Source organism: Williamsia sp. DF01-3 (assembly GCF_023051145.1).
In the GTDB taxonomy this organism is placed as follows: Bacteria; Actinomycetota; Actinomycetes; order Mycobacteriales; family Mycobacteriaceae; genus Williamsia.
Window position 1 is genome coordinate 2,728,891 of record NZ_JALKFS010000005.1, and the last position, 23,671, is coordinate 2,752,561.

Below are 23,671 nucleotides of genomic sequence, written 5' to 3' on the forward strand. Positions count from 1 at the left end.
GGGCGCGATGTCATTGCCGCAGTTGCACTTTCGCGGACGCAGCGTCGGCTCCGGTGAACCCGTCGAGTTCTGGGTCGATGGCGGGGTCATCACGAGGACTCCCGTCGCCGGGGCCACCACGATCACCGATGGCGGCTGGATCATGCCGGGACTGGTGGACGCGCACAACCACGTGGGGATCGCGCCCGGTCTCGGCGTCACCATCGAACAGGCCCGGTCATTTGCTCACCAGGATCTGCGGGCGGGAGCAACGCTGATCCGGGAGGTCGGCTCGCCGCTCGACACCCACCCACTCGATGACGACCCGACCTGCCCGCGATTCATCCGCGCCGGGAAACACATCGCGCGACCGAAACGGTATCTGCGCGACTACGGCGTCGACCTCGACGACGTGCAAGACCTGCCGGCGGAGGTCGCTCGTCAGGCCCGCGCGGGCGATGGGTGGGTCAAACTCGTCGGAGATTGGATCGACCGGGACCTCGGCGACCTCGCGCCGCTGTGGCCCGATGACGTGCTTCTCGAAGCCGTCTCGGTTGCTCACGACCTCGGCGCGAAGGTCACCGCCCACGTCTTCGGCGCACAGGCGTTGCACGGTCTGATCGATGCCGGCATCGACTGCATCGAACACGGCACAGGACTCGACGACAACCTCATCGCACGCATGGCCGAACGCAATATCGCCTTGGTGCCGACCATGATCCAGGTGGAGAACTTCCCGTCGATCGCCGACGGGGCAGATCGTTTCCCCGCCTATCAGAAGCACATGCGAAAGCTGTATGCCGACGCCCCGGCGACTTTCGCCAAGGCCATCGAGGCCGGGGTTGCCGTGTACGCCGGCACCGATGCGGGCGGGTTCGTGGAACACGGTCGTATCGTCGACGAGATAGAGGCTCTGTCGAAGGTGGGCCTGACCCCGGCCGAAGCCATCGACGCCGCGTGTTCGGCGGCGCGCACCTGGCTCGATGCCGGCACGCTCGCCGATGGTGATCGCGCTGATGTCCTTGTGCTACGGGCGGATCCCGTCGAGGACCTCGCGGCGCTCCGTGCGCCCGCGGCCATCGTGTGCGGTGGACACGTGGTTTGATCCGAGGCCTCGCGAGCGCGTCACGACGTGGCGCGGACGTGCGCTCGCTCGCCTTGGGTACCGAAGAGGCACAGCATCTCGGCGGGCTCGGTCCCGGCGGCCCCCATCCAGTGCGGAACGTGGGTGTCGAACTCGGCGGCTTCACCGGCCTTGAGCTCGAGGTCCTGTTCTCCGAGGATCAGCCGGACCCGCCCGGACAGTACGTAGAGCCATTCGTAACCCTCGTGTGTTTGCGGAGTGGGAACCTGGGGGCCGTGCGCGGGCGGGATGATCTGCTTGAAGGCCTGGATGCCGCCGGCTCGCCGGGTCAGCGGAATGAAGGTGCGACCATGCCGTTTGATCGGGCGCAGATGGATCCGGGGATCACCGGTCGCGGGCGCTCCGACGAGTTCGTCCAGCGGAACGCCATGCACCTTGGCCAATGGGAGCAGCAACTCGAGTGTGGGCTTGCGGCCTCCGGATTCGAGTCGTGACAGGGTGCTCTCCGAGATGCCGGTGGCCTCGGACAGATCGGCGAGAGTGATCTCGCGTTCCTTGCGCAGTGCTCGCAACCGCGGGCCAACCGTCGTGAGGGCTTGGTGGAGTTCGTCTTCCATAATCAGCCATCGTCGTCGCGATTTGCTGGATCGGCAAGGATTATTGCCAGGCATTTCGGGGTAGTCACGACAGATGAGTACCGATGAGCAGATTCTCGACGACTACGAGGTTGTCGTCGTAGGCGGCGGAGCAGCCGGCCTGAGTGCTGCCCTCGTGCTGGGCCGCTCCCGGCGGTCGGTCCTCGTCCTCGACTCCGGACAACCCAGGAACGCTCCCGCTGCCGGAGTACACGGTTTGCTGACCCGAGACGGGATCTCGCCGGCGGAATATGTGGCGATCGGGCGGGAGGAGGTTCGCAGCTACGGCGGGCACGTGGTGGATGTAGAGGCGACAGTCGTCCGAGGTGACGTTGATCTGGGGTTTGTGGTCGTCTTGAGCGACGGCCGGGAGGTGCGAGCCCGTCGGGTGCTAGTCACCACGGGACTGACCGATGAGCTGCCCGACATCCCAGGACTGTCAGAGCAGTGGGGAACAGGCGTTCTGCATTGTCCCTACTGCCACGGCTGGGAGATTCGTGACCAGGCGATCGGCATCCTGGCGGTCACCGAGCAGGCCGCGCACCAAGCGTTGTTGTTCCGGCAGTGGAGCGCCGACGTGATCTTGTTCGTCAACGACTCCGTGCGGCCGACCGAGGAGGAGTCGGCACAGCTCGCGGCGCGCGGGGTGTGCGTGGTCGAAGGTCGGGTCGCGGCCGTCGAGTCGTCCGACGGGAAGTTGACCGGGGTGCGGATGGCGGACGGGACGGTCTGTGAGCGTGAGGTGATCGTGGTGATGCCCCGGTTTGTCGCCCGGGCCGACTTCCTCGTCGACCTGGGTCTGACACTGACCGACCACCCCAAGGGGGCCGGGCAGTACATCGAGGCGGATGAGACCGGCCTGACCGACGTTCCCGGGGTGTACGTCGCAGGCAACGTGGCGAACCTGATGGCTCAGGTCGGCGGTGCGGCGGCCGATGGCGCGGTTGCGGCGTCCGCGATCAACATGGAACTCGTCACCGCCGATGCCCGCGAGGCCCTCGCAGCCGCCGGCTGACAGGAGCCATCGTGGTGTGGTGACCCCGACCCAGCGTCGGCGTGGTGATTCCGACGGATTTCTTATCAGGCCCACACCTCTGGCAGAATGGGACGCTGGTTCGCCGGACCCGGCTAGACACCGACCGGCGGTCACACCACCGAACAGCAAAACCGGGCGCCCCAACGATGGGGCGTCGCCGAATTGCACTGTGACCATAGAAGGAAGTAACTCGTGTCTGTCAAGATCAAGCTCACCCGCCTCGGCAAGATCCGCAATCCCCAGTACCGCATCGTCGTCGCCGACGCCCGCACCCGTCGCAATGGCCGGGCCATCGAGACCATTGGTCGTTACCACCCGAAGGAAGAGCCGAGCCTGATCGAGGTCGACTCCGAGCGTGCGCAGTACTGGCTGGGAGTCGGCGCACAGCCGACCGAGCCCGTTGCAGCACTGCTGAAGATCACCGGTGACTGGCAGAAGCACAAGGGACTACCGGGCGCCGAGGGCACGCTGCGTGTTGCCGAGCCCAAGCCCAGCAAGCAGGACCTGTTCAACGCCGCACTCGCCGCCGCTGACAACGGACCGTCCGCCGAGGCCACCACACCGAAGAAGAAGGCCGCCAAGAAGGCCGACGATTCCTCGAAGGCCGACGCCCCCAAGGCAGAGGCAGGCGCTGCCGACGAGGCCCCAGCCGAGGCCGCTGACAAGTGAGCGTTGTCGTCGCCGACGCCGTCGAACACCTCGTTCGCGGCATCGTTGCCAACCCCGACGACGTCCGCGTCGAACTGGTCACCGGACGGCGAGGGCGTTTTGTCGAGGTTCACGTGAACCCCGAGGACCTCGGTAAGGTCATCGGTCGCAATGGCCGCACGGCCACTGCACTGCGCACTCTGGTCACCGGAATCGGTGGCCGGGGCGTTCGTGTCGACATCGTCGACACCGACCGCTGACGCAGGCACCGAAAAGCGACGACGATGGACCTGGTAATCGGCCGCGTCACCAAGACGCACGGCGTGCGCGGTGAACTGGTGGTCGACGTCCGCACCGACGATCCGGAAGAGCGCTTCGCCATCGGGCAGAAGCTGCGAGGCCGTCTGTCCACCGGTAAGAACACCTTCGTCGAGAACAGCTATACGGTGACAGCCGCCCGGAACCATTCCGGGCGGCTGTTGCTGTCTGTTGCCGAGGTCGGGGACCGCGACTCGGCCATGGCGCTCCGCGGACTGCTTTTCTTGATCGACGCCGACGAGGTTTCGTCCGGCGACGATCCGGACGAGTTCTATGACCATGAACTGCAAGGGGTTCCGGTGCGCACCGTTGATGGCGACGACGTCGGTGTGGTCGCCGATGTGGTGCATCTGCCCGCCGGGGATCTGTTGTCGGTGACCACTGACGAAGGCCGCGAGATCCTGATCCCGTTTGTCACAGCGATCGTGCCGACGGTGAGTCGGAGCCTGATCGAAATCGACCCACCCGACGGTCTGCTGGATCCGGAATGACCGACGAGGCGGGGCCTGCCATCCGTATCGGGGTGGTCTCGATCTTCCCCGACTATCTCGAGCCCATGCGAATGGCATTGCTGGGCAAGGCGATCGGCAAGGGGATCGTCGCACTCGACACCTACGATCTGCGCGACTGGACGCACGACGTGCACCGCGCCGTCGACGATTCCCCCTACGGGGGCGGGCCTGGAATGGTCATGAAGCCCACGGTGTGGGGGCCCTGTCTCGACGAAGTGTGTCCAGACGAAGCGCTTCTCGTGGTGCCCACTCCCGCAGGCGTCCCTTTCACCCAGGCAACCGCGCAGGCGTGGAGCCGCGAGAAGCACATCGTCTTCGCCTGTGGACGGTATGAGGGGATCGATCAGCGGGTGATCGATGACGCCGCCAAACGCGTTCGTGTGCAGGAGGTCTCGATCGGCGACTTCGTCCTCATCGGGGGTGAGGTGGCTGTCATGGCGATGGTGGAGGCCACCGTTCGCCTGATCGATGGCGTACTGGGAAACGCGTCCTCGCATCAGCAGGATTCGTTCTCCGACGGCCTCCTGGAGGGGCCCAGTTACACCAGGCCGCCGGTGTGGCGCGGGCTCGAGGTCCCCGAGGTCCTCCGCGGCGGTGACCACGCAAAACAGCAACAGTGGCGCCGCGAACAATCCCTCGCCCGCACGAGGGAGCGTCGCCCCGATCTCCTACCTCCTGAGCAGTAGGACCAACGGCGCTGCCGTCGATCGAGCGTGGGCCACCGACTCGGGTTAACATCTGCGACGCGAGGGGGGGACGTTGATGGGGATCGAGCCCGGGCGGGTGGATATCGGCAACAGCGCGTTGGCGGCTGTGCTGACCGAGGTGGATGAGCAGCGCGACCGTCTGCGTGTGCTGGCCGAGGAGATGCGCGGGACAACCGTCGAGGCGACATCAAAGGACCGCCTCATCACGGTGGTGATCAACGCGCGGGGATTGCTCACCGGCCTGTCGATCGACCCTCTGGCGATGCGACGTTACCGCGCTGGTCAGCTCGCCGATGAGATCGCTCTCCTGGTGCGGCGCGCCGATGACGAGCTCACCGAACGAAGGAACCGGTTGGCCGGGGAACTCGTCCAATATCAAGGCCCTGGGTACTCGGACCTTTACTGATGGCGGCTGGGTTGAGGGATGCGGCAGCGGGGGAGCAGGCCAATGCACGGAAGCGGATCGTTTCGGCTCGATGACACAGCGATGCGTGCAGGTGCTGATGAGTTCGCTTCGCTGATCGGCGAGATCGACTCCATCCGCGAAGAAGTTGCTGCCGTGGACGCCGAGCTGAGAGCGCGCTGCTCGTCCCACGTCGGTGGCGCCATCTTCATGGTCGGCGCAGCGCACCTCTCACAAGCGACCACGTCGGTTCTGGATCAGCTCCGAATGTCCCTGGCGGACCACGTCGACGACATCGGTCGCGCATGCACCGACCTGCAGTCCGCCGATATCGGCCTGCACCTTCCTACACCTGGAGCCGAGCGGTGCTGACCACGCCGGGTGAGCAGGTCGAAGGGCTCCTGCGCGATGCCTGGCCGGCGATCGACCCAGACATGATCGGTCGGTCAGTCGAACGGTATCGTATTGTGGCGCAACGGCTTTTCGCCCTGCAGTCCGCCATCGAGGCGGTTAGCACAGAGGTCGCCGACGCAATGGACGGCCGGACAGGCAGCGCCCTGGCGGCGAAGGCGACCGCCCTCGCGAACCAAGCGGCCAGGGCAGCGCATCTGGTCGGCGCCGAATCAGACCTCGCAGCCCGGTTCTCCGACTTGGTGGTACTGACCCACGAGCGACTCACCGTGGCCGCGGCGATCGCGGATCGAGACCTGCACGCGGCCCAGGTGGTGGATGTGACGACGGGAGACATCACCGCGGCCATGGGCGCCGAACACGCCGCTGCCACCGTGCTGGCCGCCGTCGCCGGCGACTTCGAATCCGGTAGTCGCGAACTAGCTGACACCGCGTCGGCACACGCAGCCGAGCAGCCTGACAGCGAACACGGCCAAGCAACGGGCAACGCCGCCGGCGCACCGATGATCCCCGGCGCCATGATGGGGGCAGGCTCGGCAATGGCCGCGGCAGCCGGGAGGATGCGCGGCGGCGACCTGCCCTTCGCCACGGATGTCTCGGCCGCAGACCTCTCGATGTTGCAGACCCGGGCAGCGCATCTGTCTTCGATGCAGCCACCCGAGGTGGCGCCATGGATCCGATTCGCCGTGGGACTCGGGCAAGACCACGACGGACGCCGCATCGTCGTAGTGGGTACCAGTGAACCCGGCGGGTACCTTCGGCCGGGGACGGTGCCCGAACCGAACGAGGTTGTCGTCGGTGACGGCAGGTCCCCTGAACTGGTGATTGTCGACTATCTCGCCGCCCGGGACCTCGTCCCGTTGGCGGTCTGCGCCACCACACCTCCCACTCCAGAGGTCCGGTCGCAGCTCGCAGAGGCCGGTGTCACCACTTCATCGGGTGACGAGGGCACCGGGCAGGGGGACGGACAATGAATGCTCACCGCATCGATGTCCTGGGGTCGGGGGTTGCCGGACTCGTGGATCGGGTGAACCCCCGGCACATCAGCCGAACCGGCCTACTCGCTGCGGTGATGGCCCTCGACGCTGCGTCGGTACGTACCGAGGGTCCGGTCACCGACGCGCTGAGCTGCTGGAGAAACGGCAGACCATTGAGCCCGGCACAGAAGCTGGCCATCGCATCCCTTCGAGGGCGGTTCGACGCGGCAGCTTTTGCAGCGTCTCATGCAGGCCGGTCAGCCGAGTACCGGACAGAGTTCGCACGAGCGCGAGCGCTGGCAGCAGTGGAGTTCGGAACCGCGGGCACGGGCCGGGAAGGGCTCCGCGAAGTCGTGTGTGAGGCGGCCGCAGCGATGGGGTCGACGTCTTTGGTCGCAAACCTCCTGCGCGACCACGTCGGCGACTAATCTCAGCGGATGGGCCATTGGTTCCAAGAATCGATCATCGACAACGGCCGGCTGCCGCTCTTCATGGCGTACATCGGCTTCATCCTCGGGTTTCTCGGAATCCGGATCAGCGTCCGACTGATCCGTGCCGAGGTCAGCTGGTGGTTCAGCAACGTCACCCCCGGTGGCATGCACATCCATCACGTTGTCTTCGGGACCGTGCTGACGATGCTGTCGGGGCTCGGGCTGATAGCGCTCGCCATCAACGGGTCACAGACCACCCTGTCCATCTTTGCCGCGCTGTTCGGTGTCGGTGCCGCGCTGGTGCTCGACGAATTCGCGCTCATCTTCTATTTGCGGGATGTCTACTGGGCCGAAGAGGGCCGCGCGTCGATCGACGCTGTGTTCGTGGCGGTCGCGGTGATGGGACTGGTTCTCCTCGGGTTCCACCCGCTCGACTGGGCGGGTGTCGACACTGCGGACGTGGTGTCGATCGTGGTGGCCGTCGTCTATTCGGCGTTTGTGCTCCTGCTGGCAGGGGTCGTGCTGCTCAAGGGCAAGATCTGGACGGGGTTGATCGGACTGTTCATCTTCCCGCTACTTCTGGTGGCGTCGATACGACTCGCACGCCCGACGTCGCCGTGGGCCCGTTGGCGTTACACAAAACGCCCGAAGAAGATGAACGCCGCCGTGAAACGTGAGCGGCGGGTGCGCAGGCCCCTGATTCGCGCGAAAATCTTTCTTCAAGACCTCATGGCAGGCAAACCCGACGTTGCGCATGCGAAGTCCGGCGCCGAGGCAGAACTGGACGCCACCGTGCACGCAGCACCGGCCCCGGGCGAATCGGGGGAGCTGGTGCTCGCCGCCGCGATTTCGTCCGTCGGGGGTGGTTCTGGCACAATTGACCAGTTGCCGTTTGACGGTCAGACGCCGGGTTCGCCCGAGGCGGCTGATTCGTCGCGGAGACCACACGAATCGGAGCACGAACCGGTCGAGCCGCACACCTGAATTGTCCAGGACGAAAGCCGCCAGGTTCCTCTACTCACGCCAACAGCAAGATTGGAACCGACATCATGAACACTCTGGATTTCTTGGACAACAAATCCCTGCGCGACGACATCCCCGACTTCCGCGCCGGAGACACCCTCAACGTCCACGTCAAGGTCATCGAGGGCTCCAAAGAACGTGTTCAGGTGTTCAAGGGCGTTGTGATCCGTCGTCAAGGCGGCGGCGTTCGTGAGACCTTCACCGTTCGCAAGGTGTCGTTCGGTGTCGGTGTGGAGCGCACCTTCCCCGTGCACAGCCCGAACATTGCCAAGGTCGAGGTCGTCACCCGTGGTGATGTCCGCCGGGCGAAGCTGTACTACCTGCGTGACCTGCGCGGCAAGGCAGCCAAGATCAAAGAAAAGCGCTGACCTACTAGGCTTGCGGCGTGGTAAACACCCCCCGCAATCCTGAGGGTTCAGACCCCTACAGCGACGAGCCGTACGACAGTCGGCCTGCAGACCCGGACCGTGCGGCCGACCCCGATCGGCAAGCACGTCCGTGGCGCCGGATAGACGGCACCGCCGATGTCGCACCGAAGAAGAAGGCGTCTCTGCTACGCGAGACCGCCATCATCTTGATCTGTGTGCTCGCGCTGACATGGGTTCTCCAGACGTTCATCGGGCGGCAGTACGTGATCCCGTCCGAATCGATGGAGAACACGCTGCACGGCTGCACCGGTTGCACCAATGACCGGATCGTCATCGACAAGTTGGTGTATCGGTGGAGCGACCCCAAGGCCGGCGACGTCGTGGTGTTCAAAGCACCCACGTCATCGTGGGATCAGGGCTGGAAGTCGCCGCGGTCGTCCAACACGGTCATCCGCGGCGCCCAGAACGCCATGTCGTGGTTCGGGTTCGCCCCGCCGGATGAGAACAATCTCGTCAAGCGGATCATCGCCACAGGCGGTCAGCGGGTGGAGTGCCGCAACGCAGATCGCACCGGAGTCAAGGTGAACGGCCAGCCCCTCGATGAGCCGTACATCGACCTGAAACTGCAAGAAGAGAACGCTCAGATGCGTCCCGGCGATCTCAAAGACGATACCGGCCAGCTCAATTCGTGCTTCGGCGCAGACTTCGGCCCGATCGACGTTCCCGAGGGGTTCGTCTGGGTGATGGGCGACAACCGCGGTAATTCGGCCGACTCCCGGTACCACCAGGACGACGAATTGCGTGGCATGGTGCCCGTCGACGACATACGCGGCAAAGTCCGCTACATCATCTACCCGTTCTCGCGTATCGGCGGTGTCGACTCCGTCGACCCCCAGAAGTAGGCAACCGGTGGCGACCACCTGGCCACCTCGTGTGGTGATACGGCGAGCCGCCGGCTTGCGCACCCTGGAAGCAGCGCTGTACCGCAGCGGGCTCGGGCCCGTCGCCGGCGTGGACGAGGCAGGGCGTGGAGCGTGTGCCGGTCCACTGGTGGTCGCTGCGTGCATCCTCAAGCCGACGCAACTGATCTCGCTCGCCGATCTCGATGACTCGAAGAAGCTGACGGCGAAGACTCGCGACAAGTTGTACAAGTCCGTGACCCGGCACGCTGTTGCCTGGAGCGCGGTGGTCATCGAGGCAGACGAAGTCGACCGGCTGGGTATCCATGTCGTCAACATCGAGGGGATGCGGCGAGCCGTCGCCGGACTCGGTGTCCAACCGGGCTATGTGCTGTCGGATGGTTTCCGGGTTCCAGGGCTCACCGCGCCCTCCCTGCCGGTGATCGGAGGCGACGGCGCAGCAGCGTGTATCGCCGCCGCCAGCATCATCGCGAAGGTCACCAGGGACAGGATCATGGTCGACATGGACACGTCGCTGCCCGGATATGGGTTCGCCGTCCACAAGGGCTACAGCACCGAGATGCACATGCAGTGTCTCGACGAGCTCGGCCCGTCCCCGCAACACAGGATGTCGTATCGCAATGTGCGGCTACGGGTGCGCGTGGGCGAGACCGCAGGACGTTAGGCTGAGGGAATGAGCGCCGAAGATCTCGAGAAGTACGAAACCGAGATGGAACTGTCCCTGTACCGCGAGTACAAGGACATCGTCGGTCAATTCACCTACGTGGTCGAGACAGAACGTCGGTTCTATCTGGCCAACGCGGTCGAGATGGTGCCCCGAAATGCGGACGGCGAGGTCTACTTCGAGGTCCGGATGAGTGACGCCTGGGTCTGGGACATGTACCGCCCCGCTCGGTTCGTGAAACAGGTACGGGTGATCACGTTCAAGGACGTCAACATCGAGGAACTGGAAAAACAGGATCTGCGTCTGCCCGAGGACGGTGTGCTCGGCGACTAGCGGGGTACGGCTCCGGTTCGTCGCAGCAAGAGGCTGATCATCGCGAGGGCAAGAGCCGTTGCCGCGATCGCCCACAAGATGATCGACAGTGCAGCGAGAAATGAATGCGCGGCGGCTTCCCGGGCGGCGGTCTTGAGTTCCGGTGCGGCAGCAGCGGCCACCGTTGCTCGCACATCACCCGGTGTCGCCGGCTTCTGAGCGTCGGTTGCACCACACCCCGGCGGGGTCTGTTCCGGATGTGCCGACGACAGCTGCAGATTCGCGCACCGAGAGAACTCATCGACGACCACTGGCCGGAACGGGGGCGCCACCGAGGTGGTCTCCAAGCCCCGCGACAGCGAGGAGGCGGCCTGATCCACCGCCGACGGCGACTGTGCAGCAACCTGATTGAAGAACGCGATGCTGATCACGGCGAGCCCGATGGAGCACCCGATCTGCTGGATGGTGGGAATGGAACCGGATGCCGAGCCCACATTGGATTCGGTGGTTCCGGACAAGATGGTCGCCTGCAGTGGCGCGACGAACAAGCCGGTGCCCACGCCGCCGATCAGCAGTGGCGTCACGAGCACCGCGATGTCCAGTGAGCCACCGGCAGGATCGATGATCATGGCGGTCCAGCCGAGACACACTGCGAACGCGACCATTCCCAGCGCCAGGGTCCGGGCGCCGATGCGACCGACCAAGATGGGCGAGATCAACGAACCCATGGCGGCACCGACCGCAAAAGGGAACGTCAATACGCCTGTTCGAAGCGCCGAGTAGCCGAGACCGAATTGGGCTGCGATGGACACGGTGAAAAAGAACGCGGCGAAGACGCTGAAGAACGCCAGCGACAACACGGCGCCGACCGTGAAGTTCCGGTTGTGGAACAGATCGAGTCTCAGCAGGGGGCTGCCGCCGCGGCGCTGGAGTCGACGCTCGTAGAACACGAATGCAGTCAAGAGCACGATCGAGACGACAAGCATCACGAGAAGCCATATCGGCCAGTCTTTCTCGCGCCCGAGCGCCAAGGGATAGATGAGCAGGAAGAGTCCCGCGCTCGAGAGCACCATCCCCGCCACGTCCAACGGCTCCCGTTCGCCGGGTTTGACATCCGGCAGATAGCGAAAGGCGAGGATGCAGGCGATCATTCCGAGCGGGAGGTTGACGAGGAAGATCGTCCGCCAGCCCAGGTCGAAGATGTCGGCGGCGATGAGACCGCCCCCGAGCATGGGGCCCAGCATCGCTGCCACCCCCGCGGTGGCGCCGTACATCCCGAACACCACGCCGTGTTTGACCCGTGGGAACAACACGGAGATGATCGCGATCGTCTGCGCCGACGCCGCCGCGGCGCTGACGCCTTGTGCGCCGCGCAGCGCAATCAACTCGGTTGCCCCGGTGGCGGTTCCGCACAACACTGACGTCACGGTGAACCCGGCGAGAGCAATCAGGAACACCCGGCGCCTGCCGAACATCTCACCCAGACGCGAGCTCGTCATCAGCGTGCAGGCGAACGCAAGCGTGTACACCGTGGCGACCAGGAGTTGCGCCGAATAGGACGCGTCCAGGTCGGTGGCCAGACTCGGTAGTGCGATGTTGACGATGGTGGTGTCCACCATCTGCATGAACACCGCGATCAGGCAGGCGGCAAATGCCAGCCAGGCCCGCCGCGGGGCGATCTCGGCCTGTTGTGGCTGTACCGCAACAGATTCCGGTAGAGACACTGCTATGTCGCCAGGGCCGCCACCGACGGGCTGTAGTCGCCGTGCGCAGCAATGGTGGTGAAGATCTCCGACAGCCGGTCGACGTACAACTTGATGGAAGCGTGTGCCTCATCGGTGTCCGGGAAGAGCAGGCTGACCGTGGTCGCGTCGTTGAAGCGGTTGATCCAGAGGAAGACTTCTTCAGAGCTTCCCCGGTTACCGAACAGCCCGGTGTTGATGGCGTCGAACAGATCGACGCCCGGTAGCTTCCGGACGTCGATGTACGACACCATCGGCACCGACCACCCAGGGTCGACATTGACCCCGTGGTCTGGTCCGGCAAGTTGCAGCACACGGTGGAACGAGACGTCGGTGAGCTCTTTGCCCGAGTCGTACGAGGCTTGAGCGGCTCCGACGATGGACGTGAAGGTCGAGGATTCGTCCACGGTGACCGGCACGGGGATGAGACTGGTGAACCAGCCGATCGAGCTGAATTCGGCGGGGGTGGAGCGAGTGCTCTTGGGGGTCAGGCCGAAGTAGTTCGACGCTCCGGTGAACTCATAACTGGCCAGTGCAGCAACCGCGAGCACCCCAGGGGTGAATGCGGCGCCGTGGTCACGGCACACCGTCGCGAACTTCTCGGCGTCGGCTTCGCTGAACAACGTCGTAGACAGGTGGGCGGTGCGCGCATAGCCGGCACTGGCGACGCCCAGGTCGAGAGGGAAGGTAGGGAGCCGACCCGCGTTCGAGTGAACCAGATCGATCCAGCGCTGGACGTGAGGCGATTCCAACGTCAACGAGGCAGAGCCCGCGCGTTCTCTGGCGCAGTATTCGACATAACTGCCGACGTCGGCCAGACCGCTCGGTGTTCCCTGGCTCTCACTCGAATACAGCTGCAGGAGTTCGACAACGGTGAGTGCGGACGAGATGCCGTCGGTCACCAAGTGGTCGAACGCCGCGTACAAAGTGAAACCGGTCTCGTGTTCGATGGTGCCGAATGTGAAGCAATCCCAGTTGAACGGTCCGGGAGTTTCGGTCTCGACGTGCGCGCGAATTGCGTCGGGGGAGTCGAACTCGCCGTGTGGGGTCGGTCGGAAGTCGACGACGCTGGGGTCCACCACATGCCGAACGATCGATCCGTCGGTTTCGCATGAGAACCAGCTGTGGAAGGTGTCGTGTCGCCGGAGGAACGTGTTGATTGTCCGGGTCATGGCATCGACGTCGAGCGGAGTCTGAAAGTCAAACGCCACCAGGCACAATCGGGAGAACCGGAAGCCGACGGTTTCGTTCCGGGCGGCGGTCAGGAGATACTCTTCCTGCTGATGTGAGGCCGGGGTGGGGTGCACCGGAGCGCCCTTCGCCTCATCCAGCGAGGCAGGGGACGCAACCCAGCTCGTGAGCCGGCCCGTGGCTGGTTCCCACTCGTTGATCAGACCGAAATTGACCATGTTCAGCTCCTGTCGAAGTAGCGCAAAAGCGCACTGGTGGCCGGGGCGAATGGTGAAACGCTGCACTGACTGCGAGCAGGCGGCTTTCTGTGTAAGGCAATTCGCAACACAAAATGCCAAATGCATTTCAAGTAATTTGTTCGACATCCGCGCTGCGACGTCTCAATGACGCCTCGGCCCGACCCTTTGTCGCGTTGTCGTGTACCCGTGAAACTACAGCGAAGATTAGCGGATGACAACAGCTGTTGAGAAATAAAGATCTAACACAACAAAAAATCTTCCTTAAGATCTAGGCGGGTTGTACCGTCTGCGTCCCGTGGCACAGTTGCGCCGTGGTTGGATGTGCGAAAGTCGTGGCGGCGCCATGGGTTCTGACGTGCCCACCTGTCGGGTGAACCCTCTGGTGCCGCACCAGAGAGGATTGTCGTGAAGTGGCGCTTCGGTGGTACACCTCGTCTCACACATCTAAATGTAGAAACCATTGTTGTCACATTGGTGTCGGCCGTATTGGTCCTGACAGTATTCGGCTCGGGATCGGCAATTGCCGAACCTGACGGGCAACCAATTGTCGGCGACACGACTTCGGCCGACGGTTCTCGTGTGGTGAACACCGTCGAACAGGTCGACGGGGTCGTGGATGTGACCGTGAGGTCGGCCGCGATGGAGGCGGACCTGATGGTCAAGGTGCTGCCGGCGCAGGACCGGTCGACTCCTGCGCCCACGATGTACCTGCTTAACGGAGCAGCTGGTGGCGACGGTGGAAGCAGCTGGTTCGACCAGACCGACATCACATCGTTCTTCAAGGGCCGCAACGTGAATGTGGTGGTACCGATGGGTGGGGCGGCGAGTTACTTCGCGGACTGGCGCAATGACGACCCGAAACTCGGTCGCCAGAAGTGGGCCACCTATCTGACCGAGGAGCTACCACCGCTGATGGATGCGCTCCTGAACGGCAACGGGCGCAACGCGATCGCGGGTATCTCGATGGCCGGGACCTCAGTGTTCCAGCTGGCCCTGAAGTCCCCTGATCTGTACCGCGCCGTCGGCTCGTACAGCGGTTGCGCAATGACCAGCGACCCCGAAGGCCAGGCCTACGTCCGACTGACCGTCGAGATCCGTGGCGGTGGGAACACGGTGAACATGTGGGGACCACCGGCCGATCCCGAATGGGTTCGCAACGACCCATATGTGAACGCCGAGAAGTTGCGCGGCAAAGCCATCTACATTTCGAACGGTACGGGTCTGCCCGGCCAGTACGACGTGATCGACGGACCCGGCATCAACGGGAACGGATCCAAGCTCGCCGAGCAGATCGCGGTCGGTGCGGTCATCGAGACGGCTACCAACCGCTGCACACTCAAAATGCGTGACCGACTGCAGCAGTTGGGGATTCCCGCCACAGTCGATCTGAGATCAACAGGCACCCACAGCTGGGGTTACTGGCAGGACGATCTTCACAAGTCCTGGCCGATGATCAACGCGGCCCTGACCCGGTAGCCGGCGTCGGGGCCGACTGTGCGGCCGACCGGCAGTCGATCTGACGTCGTCCGGGGTTGCGCAGAGCGAGGGTCAGACCGGCGAGTGCCGCCGAGATCGCCGCCAGGGTCCACAGAACGGCCGTGAAGGCCGCCAAGAAGGTGTGCGAGGCGGCCTGGCGGGCCGCTGCGCTGACGTCCGGTTCAGCCTGGGTTGCGACCGCGGAACGAGGCCCGTCCGCGTATGGCTGGATGGCATCGTCTGCGCCGGGACACCCCGGCCCGGGAGCGTCCGGGTGTGCTGAACCCAACTGGGCAGTGGCGCAGCGACCGAACTCGTGAACGACAAACGGCCGCGCGAGTGGAGCAACCTCGGACGTGCCGAGACTGTGCGACAGACTGGTCTGCGCCTCTTGCACAGCCTCTTCCGACTGTGCGACAACTGCTGCGAAGAACAGCAGGCTGATCACCGCCATCCCCACGGATGCTCCGATCTGCTGGACCGTGGGGATGGTCCCCGAGGCGGAACCGACGGTCCGCTCTGAGGTGCCCGACAACATCGTCGCCTGCAACGGCGCGACGAACAGTCCCATGGCCACGCCGCCGACGGCCAACGGGAGGATGATCGACGACACCTCGATGCCGGCGGCGGGGTCGATGATGGCGGCGGTGTAGACGAGTGACCCGCTGAACAAGACGGCTCCCGTCGTCAGTGTCAGTGCCCCGATCCGTCTGACGAGCAGCGCTGAGACAACCGAACCGACCGCGGCGCCGATCGCAAAAGGGAGGGTGAGCAGGCCGGTTCGCAACGGGGAAAATCCGAGGCCGAATTGTGCGGTCACCGAGACGGTGAAGAAGAAAGCGGCGAACACACCGAAGAACAGCAGCGACAGGACTGAGCCGACGGCGAATGACCTGACGGTGAACAGTTGAAGGTCGAGCAGGGGATAACCGCCCCGTCTGCCGAGGCGGTGCTGGTGAACGATGAAAAGGCACAGAACCACCACCGACCCCACCAGCATCCACAATTGCCAGGTCGGCCAACCCCTCTCGCGCCCCGTGGCCAGTGGGAGAACGAGCAGGAACAACCCGGTGGTCGAGAGCGCGACTCCCGGGAGATCAAGGCCCGGACGGGTGATGGCATGAAGGGCCGGAAGACATCGATGGCCCACGACGCAGGCGATCAGGCCGAGGGGAAGGTTGACGAGGAAGATCATGCGCCAGCCGAGCCCCCACACGTCTGCTGAGATGAGGAGCCCCCCGAGCGTCGGTCCGAGCATGGCGGCGACTCCGGCCGTCGCGCCATAGATGCCGAACACCGCTGGATGCCGGGACTTGGGGAACGAGGACGAGATGATGGCGATGGTCTGGGCCGATGCCAGTGCCGCGCAAGCGCCCTGAACAGCTCTCAACACGATGAGTTCTGCTGCGCCGGTTGCGGTCCCGCACAGCACGGATACCACCGTGAACCCTGCGAGAGCGCCGATGAACAGTCGTCGACGGCCCCACCGTTCGCCCAGGCGGGAAGCGGTCAGCAGAAAGCAGGCGAAAGCCAGTGTGTACGCGCTGAGTACAAGCAATTGCTCGCCAGAGGAGGCGTGGAGTCCAGACCCGAGGCTGGGCAGGGCAATGTTCACGATCGTCATGTCGACCATCTGCATGGACACTGCGATGAGACAACAGGCCAGAGCCGGCCACGATGCTCTCCGTGGAGACGCCCCCTGCGGATCTTCTGGGGAACAAGAAGTCGTGGTGGGAGCCGGGAGCGAAGCTCGTGGTCCCAACCTGTCACCTGACGAACACCTGGGCTCGGTGCGTAGTCGCCCTCGGAGATGATCGTCTTGAAGATCTGCCGCACCCGGTCCACATAGACGTCCACCGAAGCCCGGGCCTGTGCGGTGTGAGGGAACAACAGGCTCATGGATGTCTCATCGGTGAATCGATTGACCCACGTGTACACCTCGTCCGATGTACCGCGGTTACCGTAGAACCTTGCGTTGATGGACTCGAACTCGGAGACGCCCGGTAGTCGACGTGCGTCCATGATCGAGACCATCGGCACCGACCATCCGGGTTCGGTCCTGATGCCGAGGTCGGGTTCATCGGAGACGAGTTCGAGCACTCGGTGGAACGAGACGTCGGACAGTTTGCGTCCGGCCAGGTAGGCAACCTGTGCTTGGCGAACCAGAGTTGTGAACGTCGACGATTCATCGATGTCGATCGGCACGGGAATCAGACTGGTGAACCAACCGACCGCGCTGAACTCCGCGGGAGTCGTCCGTGTGCTCTTGGGCGTGATCGCCAGATATCGACGGTCGCCTGTGAATTCGTGCGCAGCGAGGCCGGCGACGGTGAGTACCGCCGCGATGAACCCTGCGCGACTGTCCCGGCAGATCCGGACCAGTGTCTTCGCGTCCTGTTCGTCGAACAATGTGACCGTCAGGTGTGCGCTCCGCGCGTTCTCTGTACTTTCCTGGCCGAGGTCCAGCGGAAAGGTCGGGAGGTGGCCACCATTGGCCTGGACGAGTTCGATCCATCGCTGCACAGGCGGGGAGTCCAGTGACAGCTGAGCCGATGCTGTTCGTTCCCGATGGCAGTAATCGATGTAGCTGCCGGGCGGAGCGAGATCGTTGTCGCGGCCGTGGCGCGCATTGTCATAGAGCGCAATGGCGTCCACAAGTGAGATCGCCTGTGAAATCGGGTCGGAGTGCAGGTGGTCGATGGCGGCATACATGGTGAACCCGCAGTCGTGTTCGATGGTGCCGAATGTGAAGCAATCCCACTCGAATGGGCCTGGCGTCTCACGTTGTACCAGTTCCCTTATCTCGTCAGGATCCCCGATGACATCGTGGTGATGCGGAATGAAATCGATTGTCGCGGGATCGATGACCCGACGGGCGACGGAGTCATCGGGTTCGATGGAGAACCAACTGAGGTGAGTATCGTGCCGCCGGAGAAAAGCGTTGACGGCCGCGGTCATGGCGGCGTGATCAAGCGCGTGATCTTGATCGAAGGTGCCGACATACAGCCGCGACGACCTGATCTGCGAGTTCTGCCGACATGCTGCAGTCCGCAGATACTCTTCCTGCTGGTGTGAGGGTGGCGTGGGGTGGATGGGCGCCTGCTGTGCCTGTGTGATCGATGCCAGTGACGCCGACCAAATGGTCACTCTGCCAGCGGGTGGCTTCCAATCATCGATGAGACCGAAATTGACCATGTCATCTCCTGGACGTCCTGGGCCGAAAACGCGGAGGCAATCAAAAGGCGCCGACAAATCTTGCCGACTGTAGTGCTGCGTTTTTGGCTCGAGACGTCGTATTGTCCGTAATGTCTACGCCCCCGAAGACAATTCGATGTCATTGTGCTCTGAGTGCCGAACAACGATGCGGCTCTCGTCGATGACGGTACAGATTCCCTGGTGGTCGGGCAACCGGAATGCTCAGAAACTATTGGGTGTGAACGATCCTTTTCATGCGAATGCATTTTCCAAAAGTGCCGATCTGTTCGCAATTGAACCCGTTGGGAATGTCGGGTCCGCTGCCATTCGGTCGGTATTCACGATGCGAAATTGCCTATTCCATTCACGGGTTAGTGCACAGTGTGTGGGTTGTCCACAGGCCGGTGGTGGTCGGTGTGTTCTGCGGTCTGTGGAGATGTGTCGGTTTGGGATGTTCTCGGTATGGATCAGTCAGGTGGGGGTGTGCGTCGTTCGCGGCGTGAGGTGGGTCAGTTGGGGGAGGACGCCGCGGCGGAGTATCTGGTGGGTTTGGGGTGGGCCGTGGTGCAGCGGAATTGGCGGTGCCGTTATGGGGAGTTGGATGTGATCGCGGTTGATGGTGATGCGTTGGTGGTGGTGGAGGTCAAGACGCGGACCGGGTCGTTGTACGGCGATGTGGCGGAGGCGGTGACGGTGGCCAAGTATCAGCGGATGCGCCGGTTGGCCGGGGTGTGGCTGCGTGAGCAGGGGCGGCGTTGGCCGGTGGTGCGTTTTGATGTGGTTGCCGTGCAAATTGATTCGAAGGACTCGGTGTCGATTTCGCATTTGCGTGGGGTGTTCTGAGGTGAAGTTGGGGCGGGTGCGGTCGGTGGCGATCAATGGTGTCGAGGGTGTGGTGGTGGAGATCGAGGCGTCGATCGGTCAGGGTCTGCCGGGGGTGCATCTGGTGGGTCTGGGTGATGCGGCGTTGAAGGAGGCGAAAGATCGTGTGCGTGCGGCGATCACCAACACTGCTGCGGCGAGTAAGGGTGCTGACGGGGGCGAGGGCGCTGTTGCGAAGTGGCCGGAGGGTCGTATCACGTTGGCGTTGTCGCCTGCGACGTTGCCCAAGTCGGGGTCGATGTACGACTTGGCGTTGGCGTTGGCGGTGCTGGCTGCGGGAAATGATTATGCGCCTGCGTATTTGGAGAAGTCTGTGTTCTTGGGTGAGTTGGCGCTCGACGGGCGGGTTCGGCCGGTGCGTGGGGTGTTGCCTGCGGTGGTGGCGGCCCGGCAGGCGGGTTTCACTCATGCGGTGGTGCCGTTGGGCAATGTTGCCGAGGCGGGGTTGGTGTCGGGGATCGAGGTGGGTGGGGCGAGTCATCTGCGGGAGGTGCTTGCCTGGCTCAAGGGGATGTTTGTGCTGGACACGGTGGGTCCGCGGCAGCCGGCCCGGTCGGTGGTGGCGGGGCCGGATCTGTGTGATGTGGTGGGTCAGGACGAGGCGCGGTATGCGATGGAGGTTGCTGCTGCAGGGGCGCATCATCTGTTGTTGACGGGGCCGCCGGGGATCGGGAAGACGATGCTGGCGCGGCGGCTGCCGGGGATCCTGCCGCCGTTGAACGAGGCCGAGGCGTTGGAGGTCACGGCGATTCACTCGATTGCCGGTGGGTTGCCGTCTGATCACCCGTTGATTCGTGATGCGCCGTTCATCGCTCCGCATCACTCGACAACGGTGACTGCGATGATCGGTGGTGGTACGGGGATGGCCAAACCCGGCGCGGTGTCGCGGGCGCACCGCGGCGTTCTGTTCCTCGACGAGTGCGCGGAGCTTGGTGTCAAGGTGCTCGAGACACTGCGAACTCCGTTGGAGGACGGTGAGGTTCGAGTGGCGCGCCGAGACGGGGTCGCTCGATTCCCTGCCCGCTTCCAGCTGATACTGGCAGCCAACCCGTGCCCGTGCGCCCCGGCGAACGACGTGGACTGTGTGTGTTCGCCCACTGCACGTCGTCGTTATCTCGGCAAGCTGTCGGGGCCGCTCATGGATCGGGTGGACATCAGGGTTCGGATGGATCCTCCTGGGACAGCGGCGCTGGCGGGCGGGCCCGCGGAATCGAGTGCTGTTGTCCGCGAGCGTGTGATGGCGGCACGCGCCGCTGCTCGCGAGCGCTGGCTCACCCACGGGTGGCAGACGAATGCGGAGGTGCCGGGTGCGGTACTGCGGCGGGGCGATTTTCGCTTGCCGGGTTCGGTGGTCAGGCCGATCGAACTGTTCCTGCGAGACGGGCGGGTGACGGCACGCGGAGCGGACCGGGCACTTCGCCTGGCGTGGACGCTTGCCGATCTCTCCGGAGACGACCAGCCGACCGAAAACCATGTGGCGCAAGCATTGATGTTTCGCGACCGCGGATACAACTGAGGGGACGACATGCTCGACGACAACACACGACTCGACTGGGCATACCTCGCCGGTGTGGCCGAGCCGCCGAACGCCGCTCTGCACAAGCTGATTGCGGAGGTGGGCGCGACCGAGGCGGCGCGCGCGGTGTCACGGCAGTCGGTGCCGCCCGGCCACGAAGAGGTACTGCGGGCGACGGCGGCTCGCCACCAGGTCAACACCGCCGAGGAAGACCTGTCCGCGATCGCCCGACTCGGTGGCAGGCTGGTGACGCCCGCAGACGACGAATGGCCCGGCTGGCAGCTTCTCGCCCTGGGCCGGGCGGACACTGCGGCCAAAGGCGGTGAGCCCGTGGCGCTGTGGGCCCGCGGCCCGGCAAGGCTCGACGGCGCCGTCGACCGCTCGGTGGCGTTGGTCGGATCCCGGGCGGCGTCAGGCTATGGCGAGCACGTCACGTCGTCGCTCACCGGCGGTCTCGTCGGCGAAGGGTGGTCGGTGATCTCCGGAGGTGCCTACGGCATCGATGGCGTGGCGCACCGATGTGCGTTGGCCGCGGACGGAACCACGGTGGCCGTACTCGCATGCGGACTGGATCGTGACTACCCGGCCGGTCACGCAAGGTTGATCGCCGAGATCGCTCGCACCGGAGTGGTGGTCAGCGAATACCGCCCGGGCACATCGGCAGCCAAGCATCGCTTCTTGACCCGGAACCGTCTGGTGGCGGCACTGTCGCGGGCGGTCGTCGTGGTGGAGGCAGGCGGGCGCAGCGGCGCGGCCAACACAGCCGCGTGGACTCGGAAGCTGGGGCTGCCTCTGGGTGCGGTGCCAGGACCGGTCACGTCGGCGACTTCCATCGGATGCCACCGGATGATTGCCGACGGTGTGGCGCAACTGGTGACCAGTTCAGACGACATCATCAGGCTGGCCGAGCCCGACGGTGTGACGGGTTCGGAAGCCCGCACGTCATCGATGCGCCCGACCGACGGCCTCGACGAGACCCAGCAACGAACCTACGACGCGGTGCCGGCGCGTGGATCACTGACCATCGGCGAGATTGCTTTCGCCAGTGGACTCGCCGTCCGCGAGGTGCGCTCTGCGCTGGCCGTCCTGGAAACGCGAGGTTTGCTGAGCACCAATGGATCCGGGTGGAGACTGGCCGGGTCGCGGTGATTACCTCAGGGCCGCCGGGGAACGCCGATGACGGTTCGTAGGAGCAGATCGGCGACCGCGGTCGGTAGAGCGCCCACCATTGTCGCCTGAACTTTGTTCGCGGCACCGACGACGTAACGGGCCCGCGGCCGCCGCGCCGTCAAGGCGGATTCTATGGTGGCGGCAACAGTGTCTGCAGGAACCGCCACCTTCTGCGAGAGGGGGATCGACTTGCGGTATCCGGCAATGTGTTTGGCGTAGAGAGCGCGGTGTTCGCGCGACATGTCACTCACCAGGTCTTCGAGGGTGGATTCGGCGTCGCGCCAGATGTCGGTGTCGGTTTGGCCTGGTTCGATCAGCACGACGGGGATCTTCCAGGGCCGCACTTCCATTCGCAGCGCGTCCGCCATGCCTTCGAGAGCGAACTTCGACGCGTTGTAGGCGCCCGTCATCGGGGTGGCGATCCGGCCGCTGACCGACGACACGAACAGCACTCGTCCGCGGGAGGCCCGGAGCCGGGGCAACAACGCGCGGGTGACGGCATGCTGACCGATGACGTTGACATCGAGTTGGTGTCGAAGCTGTTCGGGTGAGACGGCTTCCACCGGACCGCCGACGACGATGCCGGCATTGTTGACAACCGCGTCCAGCTCGGCAGGCAACACGCGGTCCAGGTCTGCCACGTGGTCGGCGTCGGTGATGTCGAGGACGACGGGTGTGATCAGTCCGGGGGCCAGTGCGCGTAACTCGGCGCCGGCGGCGTCGTCACGCACTCCCGCGAATACGTTCCAGCCCGCATTCGCGAGGCGCTGCGTGGTCGCGCGTCCGATACCGCGGGAGGCGCCGGTGATCAATATGGTGGGCATGGCAGCGACGGTATATCGGATCGCCGAACTTAGGGTCACCTACCTTTCCGGTACCGTGGGTTCGAATGCGATGAGAGGAACCAACGCGTGGCCAAGAAGCTCAACACCATGACGGTGCAACGGACCGAACAACTCACCCCTCACATGGTGAGGGTGTATCTCGGTGGTCCCGGGTTCGAAGAGTTCACACCGGTGGACGACACCGACATGTACGTCAAGATCCTGTTCCCGCCCGAGGGCGTTCGGTATCCCGAGCCGTTCGACCTTGAGCGGATCCGGAAGGAGTTCGAGCCAGGTCAACAACCGGTCCTGCGGACGTACACGGTGCGAAGGGTCGACACGGTGGCCCGCGAAGTGGCGATCGATTTCGTGGTACACGGCACCGAGGGACTCGCGGGGCCATGGGCGGCATCCACACAACCAGGCGAAGTGGTGCGATTCTTGGGCCCTGGCAGTGGATACCGCCCCAGATCCGACGTCGACTGGCATCTGCTCGCTTCCGATGAAGCAGGATTGCCCGCGCTCGCCGCAGCCCTGGAATCGATGCCCGATGGCGCGGTCGTGAAGGCCTTCATCGAGGTAGCCGGGCCGGACGATCACGTCGACATCGCAGCCCCTGACACCGCCGAGATCACCTGGTTGCACCGGGGTGGCTCGTCGGATGAGGTGGGGGACGACAAAGCCGGCGCCAACGCTCCCATCGTCGCGGCCGTCAGGCAGGCAGACTGGCTGCCGGGCACGGTTCAGGTGTTCATCCACGGCGAGGCAGAGGCGGTCATGCACAATCTGCGCGCCTATGTCAGGAAAGAGCGCGGCGTTCCGGCATCGCACGCTTCCATCTCGGGGTACTGGCGTCGTGGCCGGACAGAAGAAGGGTTCCGGCAATGGAAAGCGGAACTCAAGAAGAAGGAAGAGGCCGCCGGCAGCGCAGTCTGACCTGTTGATCCCCGCGAACGGGTGCGATCGGGACACAAAAGCCGCACGGTCGGGTGTGGCGTCTTGCAGTAG

26 protein-coding genes are annotated in these 23,671 nt (G+C 64.4%); 20 read left to right on the forward strand and 6 right to left on the reverse strand.

Going from position 1 to position 23,671, the window contains the following annotated elements; genetic code table 11:
• The first annotated feature begins 7 nt into the window (after positions 1–7).
• Positions 8–1,084 (forward strand): amidohydrolase family protein, encoded by a 1,077-nt coding sequence (locus MVA47_RS14970; protein WP_247208502.1) that lies wholly within the window; start codon positions 8–10, stop codon positions 1,082–1,084.
• Between the two features lie 20 nt (positions 1,085–1,104).
• On the opposite strand, the gene MVA47_RS14975 is transcribed toward MVA47_RS14970, so the two are convergent.
• On the reverse strand, positions 1,105–1,680 hold the full coding sequence (locus MVA47_RS14975) for a helix-turn-helix domain-containing protein (protein WP_247208503.1): 576 nt from the start codon (positions 1,678–1,680) through the stop codon (positions 1,105–1,107).
• A gap of 73 nt (positions 1,681–1,753) precedes the next feature.
• On the opposite strand from MVA47_RS14975, the gene MVA47_RS14980 reads away from it, so the two are divergent.
• The 14 genes from MVA47_RS14980 (at position 1,754) to MVA47_RS15045 (ending at position 10,449) form a co-directional block, all read left to right on the forward strand.
• Positions 1,754–2,713 carry an NAD(P)/FAD-dependent oxidoreductase gene (locus MVA47_RS14980; protein ID WP_247208504.1) on the forward strand — a complete coding sequence of 320 codons (960 nt, stop codon included), beginning with the start codon at positions 1,754–1,756 and terminating at the stop codon, positions 2,711–2,713.
• Positions 2,714–2,926: 213 nt separating this feature from the next.
• Positions 2,927–3,403 (forward strand): 30S ribosomal protein S16, encoded by a 477-nt coding sequence (gene rpsP / locus MVA47_RS14985; protein ID WP_247208505.1) that lies wholly within the window; start codon positions 2,927–2,929, stop codon positions 3,401–3,403.
• Complete coding sequence (locus tag MVA47_RS14990) at positions 3,400–3,642, forward strand: RNA-binding protein (RefSeq protein ID WP_020107279.1); 243 nt, start codon at positions 3,400–3,402, stop codon at positions 3,640–3,642. The genes rpsP and MVA47_RS14990 overlap by 4 nt, the downstream gene beginning before the upstream one ends.
• Before the next feature lie 24 nt (positions 3,643–3,666).
• The gene (gene rimM, locus MVA47_RS14995; RefSeq protein ID WP_062797751.1) at positions 3,667–4,191 is read left to right on the forward strand and encodes a ribosome maturation factor RimM; all 525 of its coding nucleotides are present in this window, start codon (positions 3,667–3,669) and stop codon (positions 4,189–4,191) included.
• A gap of 20 nt (positions 4,192–4,211) precedes the next feature.
• Positions 4,212–4,898 carry a tRNA (guanosine(37)-N1)-methyltransferase TrmD gene (trmD, locus tag MVA47_RS15000; RefSeq protein WP_247210806.1) on the forward strand — a complete coding sequence of 229 codons (687 nt, stop codon included), beginning with the start codon at positions 4,212–4,214 and terminating at the stop codon, positions 4,896–4,898.
• A gap of 76 nt (positions 4,899–4,974) precedes the next feature.
• The gene (locus tag MVA47_RS15005) at positions 4,975–5,325 is read left to right on the forward strand and encodes a YbaB/EbfC family nucleoid-associated protein (RefSeq protein ID WP_247208506.1); all 351 of its coding nucleotides are present in this window, start codon (positions 4,975–4,977) and stop codon (positions 5,323–5,325) included.
• A gap of 81 nt (positions 5,326–5,406) precedes the next feature.
• Positions 5,407–5,694: a hypothetical protein gene (locus tag MVA47_RS15010; protein ID WP_247208507.1), complete on the forward strand. Its 288-nt coding sequence runs from the start codon at positions 5,407–5,409 to the stop codon at positions 5,692–5,694.
• The gene (locus MVA47_RS15015) at positions 5,688–6,707 is read left to right on the forward strand and encodes a hypothetical protein (protein ID WP_247208508.1); all 1,020 of its coding nucleotides are present in this window, start codon (positions 5,688–5,690) and stop codon (positions 6,705–6,707) included. The genes MVA47_RS15010 and MVA47_RS15015 overlap by 7 nt, the downstream gene beginning before the upstream one ends.
• A complete protein-coding gene (locus tag MVA47_RS15020; protein ID WP_247208509.1) occupies positions 6,704–7,138 on the forward strand; it encodes a hypothetical protein in 435 nt (144 codons plus the stop codon). The genes MVA47_RS15015 and MVA47_RS15020 overlap by 4 nt, the downstream gene beginning before the upstream one ends.
• Before the next feature lie 9 nt (positions 7,139–7,147).
• Positions 7,148–8,125 carry a hypothetical protein gene (locus tag MVA47_RS15025; protein WP_247208510.1) on the forward strand — a complete coding sequence of 326 codons (978 nt, stop codon included), beginning with the start codon at positions 7,148–7,150 and terminating at the stop codon, positions 8,123–8,125.
• 65 nt (positions 8,126–8,190) lie between these two features.
• A complete protein-coding gene (rplS, locus tag MVA47_RS15030; protein ID WP_030163641.1) occupies positions 8,191–8,532 on the forward strand; it encodes a 50S ribosomal protein L19 in 342 nt (113 codons plus the stop codon).
• Between the two features lie 17 nt (positions 8,533–8,549).
• Positions 8,550–9,434, forward strand: a complete 885-nt coding sequence (lepB, locus tag MVA47_RS15035) for a signal peptidase I (protein ID WP_247208511.1) — start codon at positions 8,550–8,552, stop codon at positions 9,432–9,434.
• Between the two features lie 7 nt (positions 9,435–9,441).
• On the forward strand, positions 9,442–10,116 hold the full coding sequence (locus MVA47_RS15040; RefSeq protein ID WP_030163637.1) for a ribonuclease HII: 675 nt from the start codon (positions 9,442–9,444) through the stop codon (positions 10,114–10,116).
• 9 nt (positions 10,117–10,125) lie between these two features.
• Complete coding sequence (locus MVA47_RS15045) at positions 10,126–10,449, forward strand: DUF2469 domain-containing protein (RefSeq protein WP_023960295.1); 324 nt, start codon at positions 10,126–10,128, stop codon at positions 10,447–10,449.
• Here the strand turns inward: MVA47_RS15045 and MVA47_RS15050 are convergent.
• Together MVA47_RS15050 and MVA47_RS15055 are read right to left on the reverse strand one after the other, a co-directional pair.
• Positions 10,446–12,152: a DHA2 family efflux MFS transporter permease subunit gene (locus MVA47_RS15050; protein ID WP_247208512.1), complete on the reverse strand. Its 1,707-nt coding sequence runs from the start codon at positions 12,150–12,152 to the stop codon at positions 10,446–10,448. The genes MVA47_RS15045 and MVA47_RS15050 overlap by 4 nt on opposite strands.
• A gap of 2 nt (positions 12,153–12,154) precedes the next feature.
• Positions 12,155–13,579, reverse strand: coding sequence for a condensation domain-containing protein (locus tag MVA47_RS15055; RefSeq protein WP_247208513.1), 1,425 nt, complete (start codon positions 13,577–13,579; stop codon positions 12,155–12,157).
• A 495-nt stretch (positions 13,580–14,074) separates the two neighbouring features.
• On the opposite strand from MVA47_RS15055, the gene MVA47_RS15060 reads away from it, so the two are divergent.
• Positions 14,075–15,076, forward strand: a complete 1,002-nt coding sequence (locus MVA47_RS15060; RefSeq protein ID WP_247208514.1) for an alpha/beta hydrolase family protein — start codon at positions 14,075–14,077, stop codon at positions 15,074–15,076.
• Here MVA47_RS15060 and MVA47_RS15065 read toward each other — a convergent pair.
• Together MVA47_RS15065 and MVA47_RS15070 are read right to left on the reverse strand one after the other, a co-directional pair.
• On the reverse strand, positions 15,054–16,709 hold the full coding sequence (locus tag MVA47_RS15065; protein WP_308280554.1) for an MFS transporter: 1,656 nt from the start codon (positions 16,707–16,709) through the stop codon (positions 15,054–15,056). The genes MVA47_RS15060 and MVA47_RS15065 overlap by 23 nt on opposite strands.
• A complete protein-coding gene (locus MVA47_RS15070; protein WP_247208515.1) occupies positions 16,697–18,271 on the reverse strand; it encodes a condensation domain-containing protein in 1,575 nt (524 codons plus the stop codon). The genes MVA47_RS15065 and MVA47_RS15070 overlap by 13 nt, the downstream gene beginning before the upstream one ends.
• Positions 18,272–18,733: 462 nt before the next feature.
• On the opposite strand from MVA47_RS15070, the gene MVA47_RS15075 reads away from it, so the two are divergent.
• The 3 genes from MVA47_RS15075 to dprA are packed head-to-tail and all read left to right on the forward strand — an operon-like array spanning position 18,734 to position 21,818.
• On the forward strand, positions 18,734–19,114 hold the full coding sequence (locus MVA47_RS15075; RefSeq protein WP_247208516.1) for a YraN family protein: 381 nt from the start codon (positions 18,734–18,736) through the stop codon (positions 19,112–19,114).
• A 1-nt stretch (position 19,115) separates the two neighbouring features.
• A complete protein-coding gene (locus MVA47_RS15080) occupies positions 19,116–20,669 on the forward strand; it encodes a YifB family Mg chelatase-like AAA ATPase (RefSeq protein ID WP_247208517.1) in 1,554 nt (517 codons plus the stop codon).
• Positions 20,670–20,678: 9 nt separating this feature from the next.
• A complete protein-coding gene (gene dprA / locus MVA47_RS15085; RefSeq protein WP_247208518.1) occupies positions 20,679–21,818 on the forward strand; it encodes a DNA-processing protein DprA in 1,140 nt (379 codons plus the stop codon).
• Between the two features lie 5 nt (positions 21,819–21,823).
• On the opposite strand, the gene MVA47_RS15090 is transcribed toward dprA, so the two are convergent.
• The gene (locus tag MVA47_RS15090) at positions 21,824–22,663 is read right to left on the reverse strand and encodes an SDR family oxidoreductase (protein ID WP_247208519.1); all 840 of its coding nucleotides are present in this window, start codon (positions 22,661–22,663) and stop codon (positions 21,824–21,826) included.
• A gap of 87 nt (positions 22,664–22,750) precedes the next feature.
• Between MVA47_RS15090 and MVA47_RS15095 the strand changes: the two genes are divergently transcribed.
• Positions 22,751–23,599, forward strand: coding sequence for a siderophore-interacting protein (locus MVA47_RS15095; RefSeq protein WP_247208520.1), 849 nt, complete (start codon positions 22,751–22,753; stop codon positions 23,597–23,599).
• The last annotated feature ends 72 nt before the right edge of the window (positions 23,600–23,671 follow it).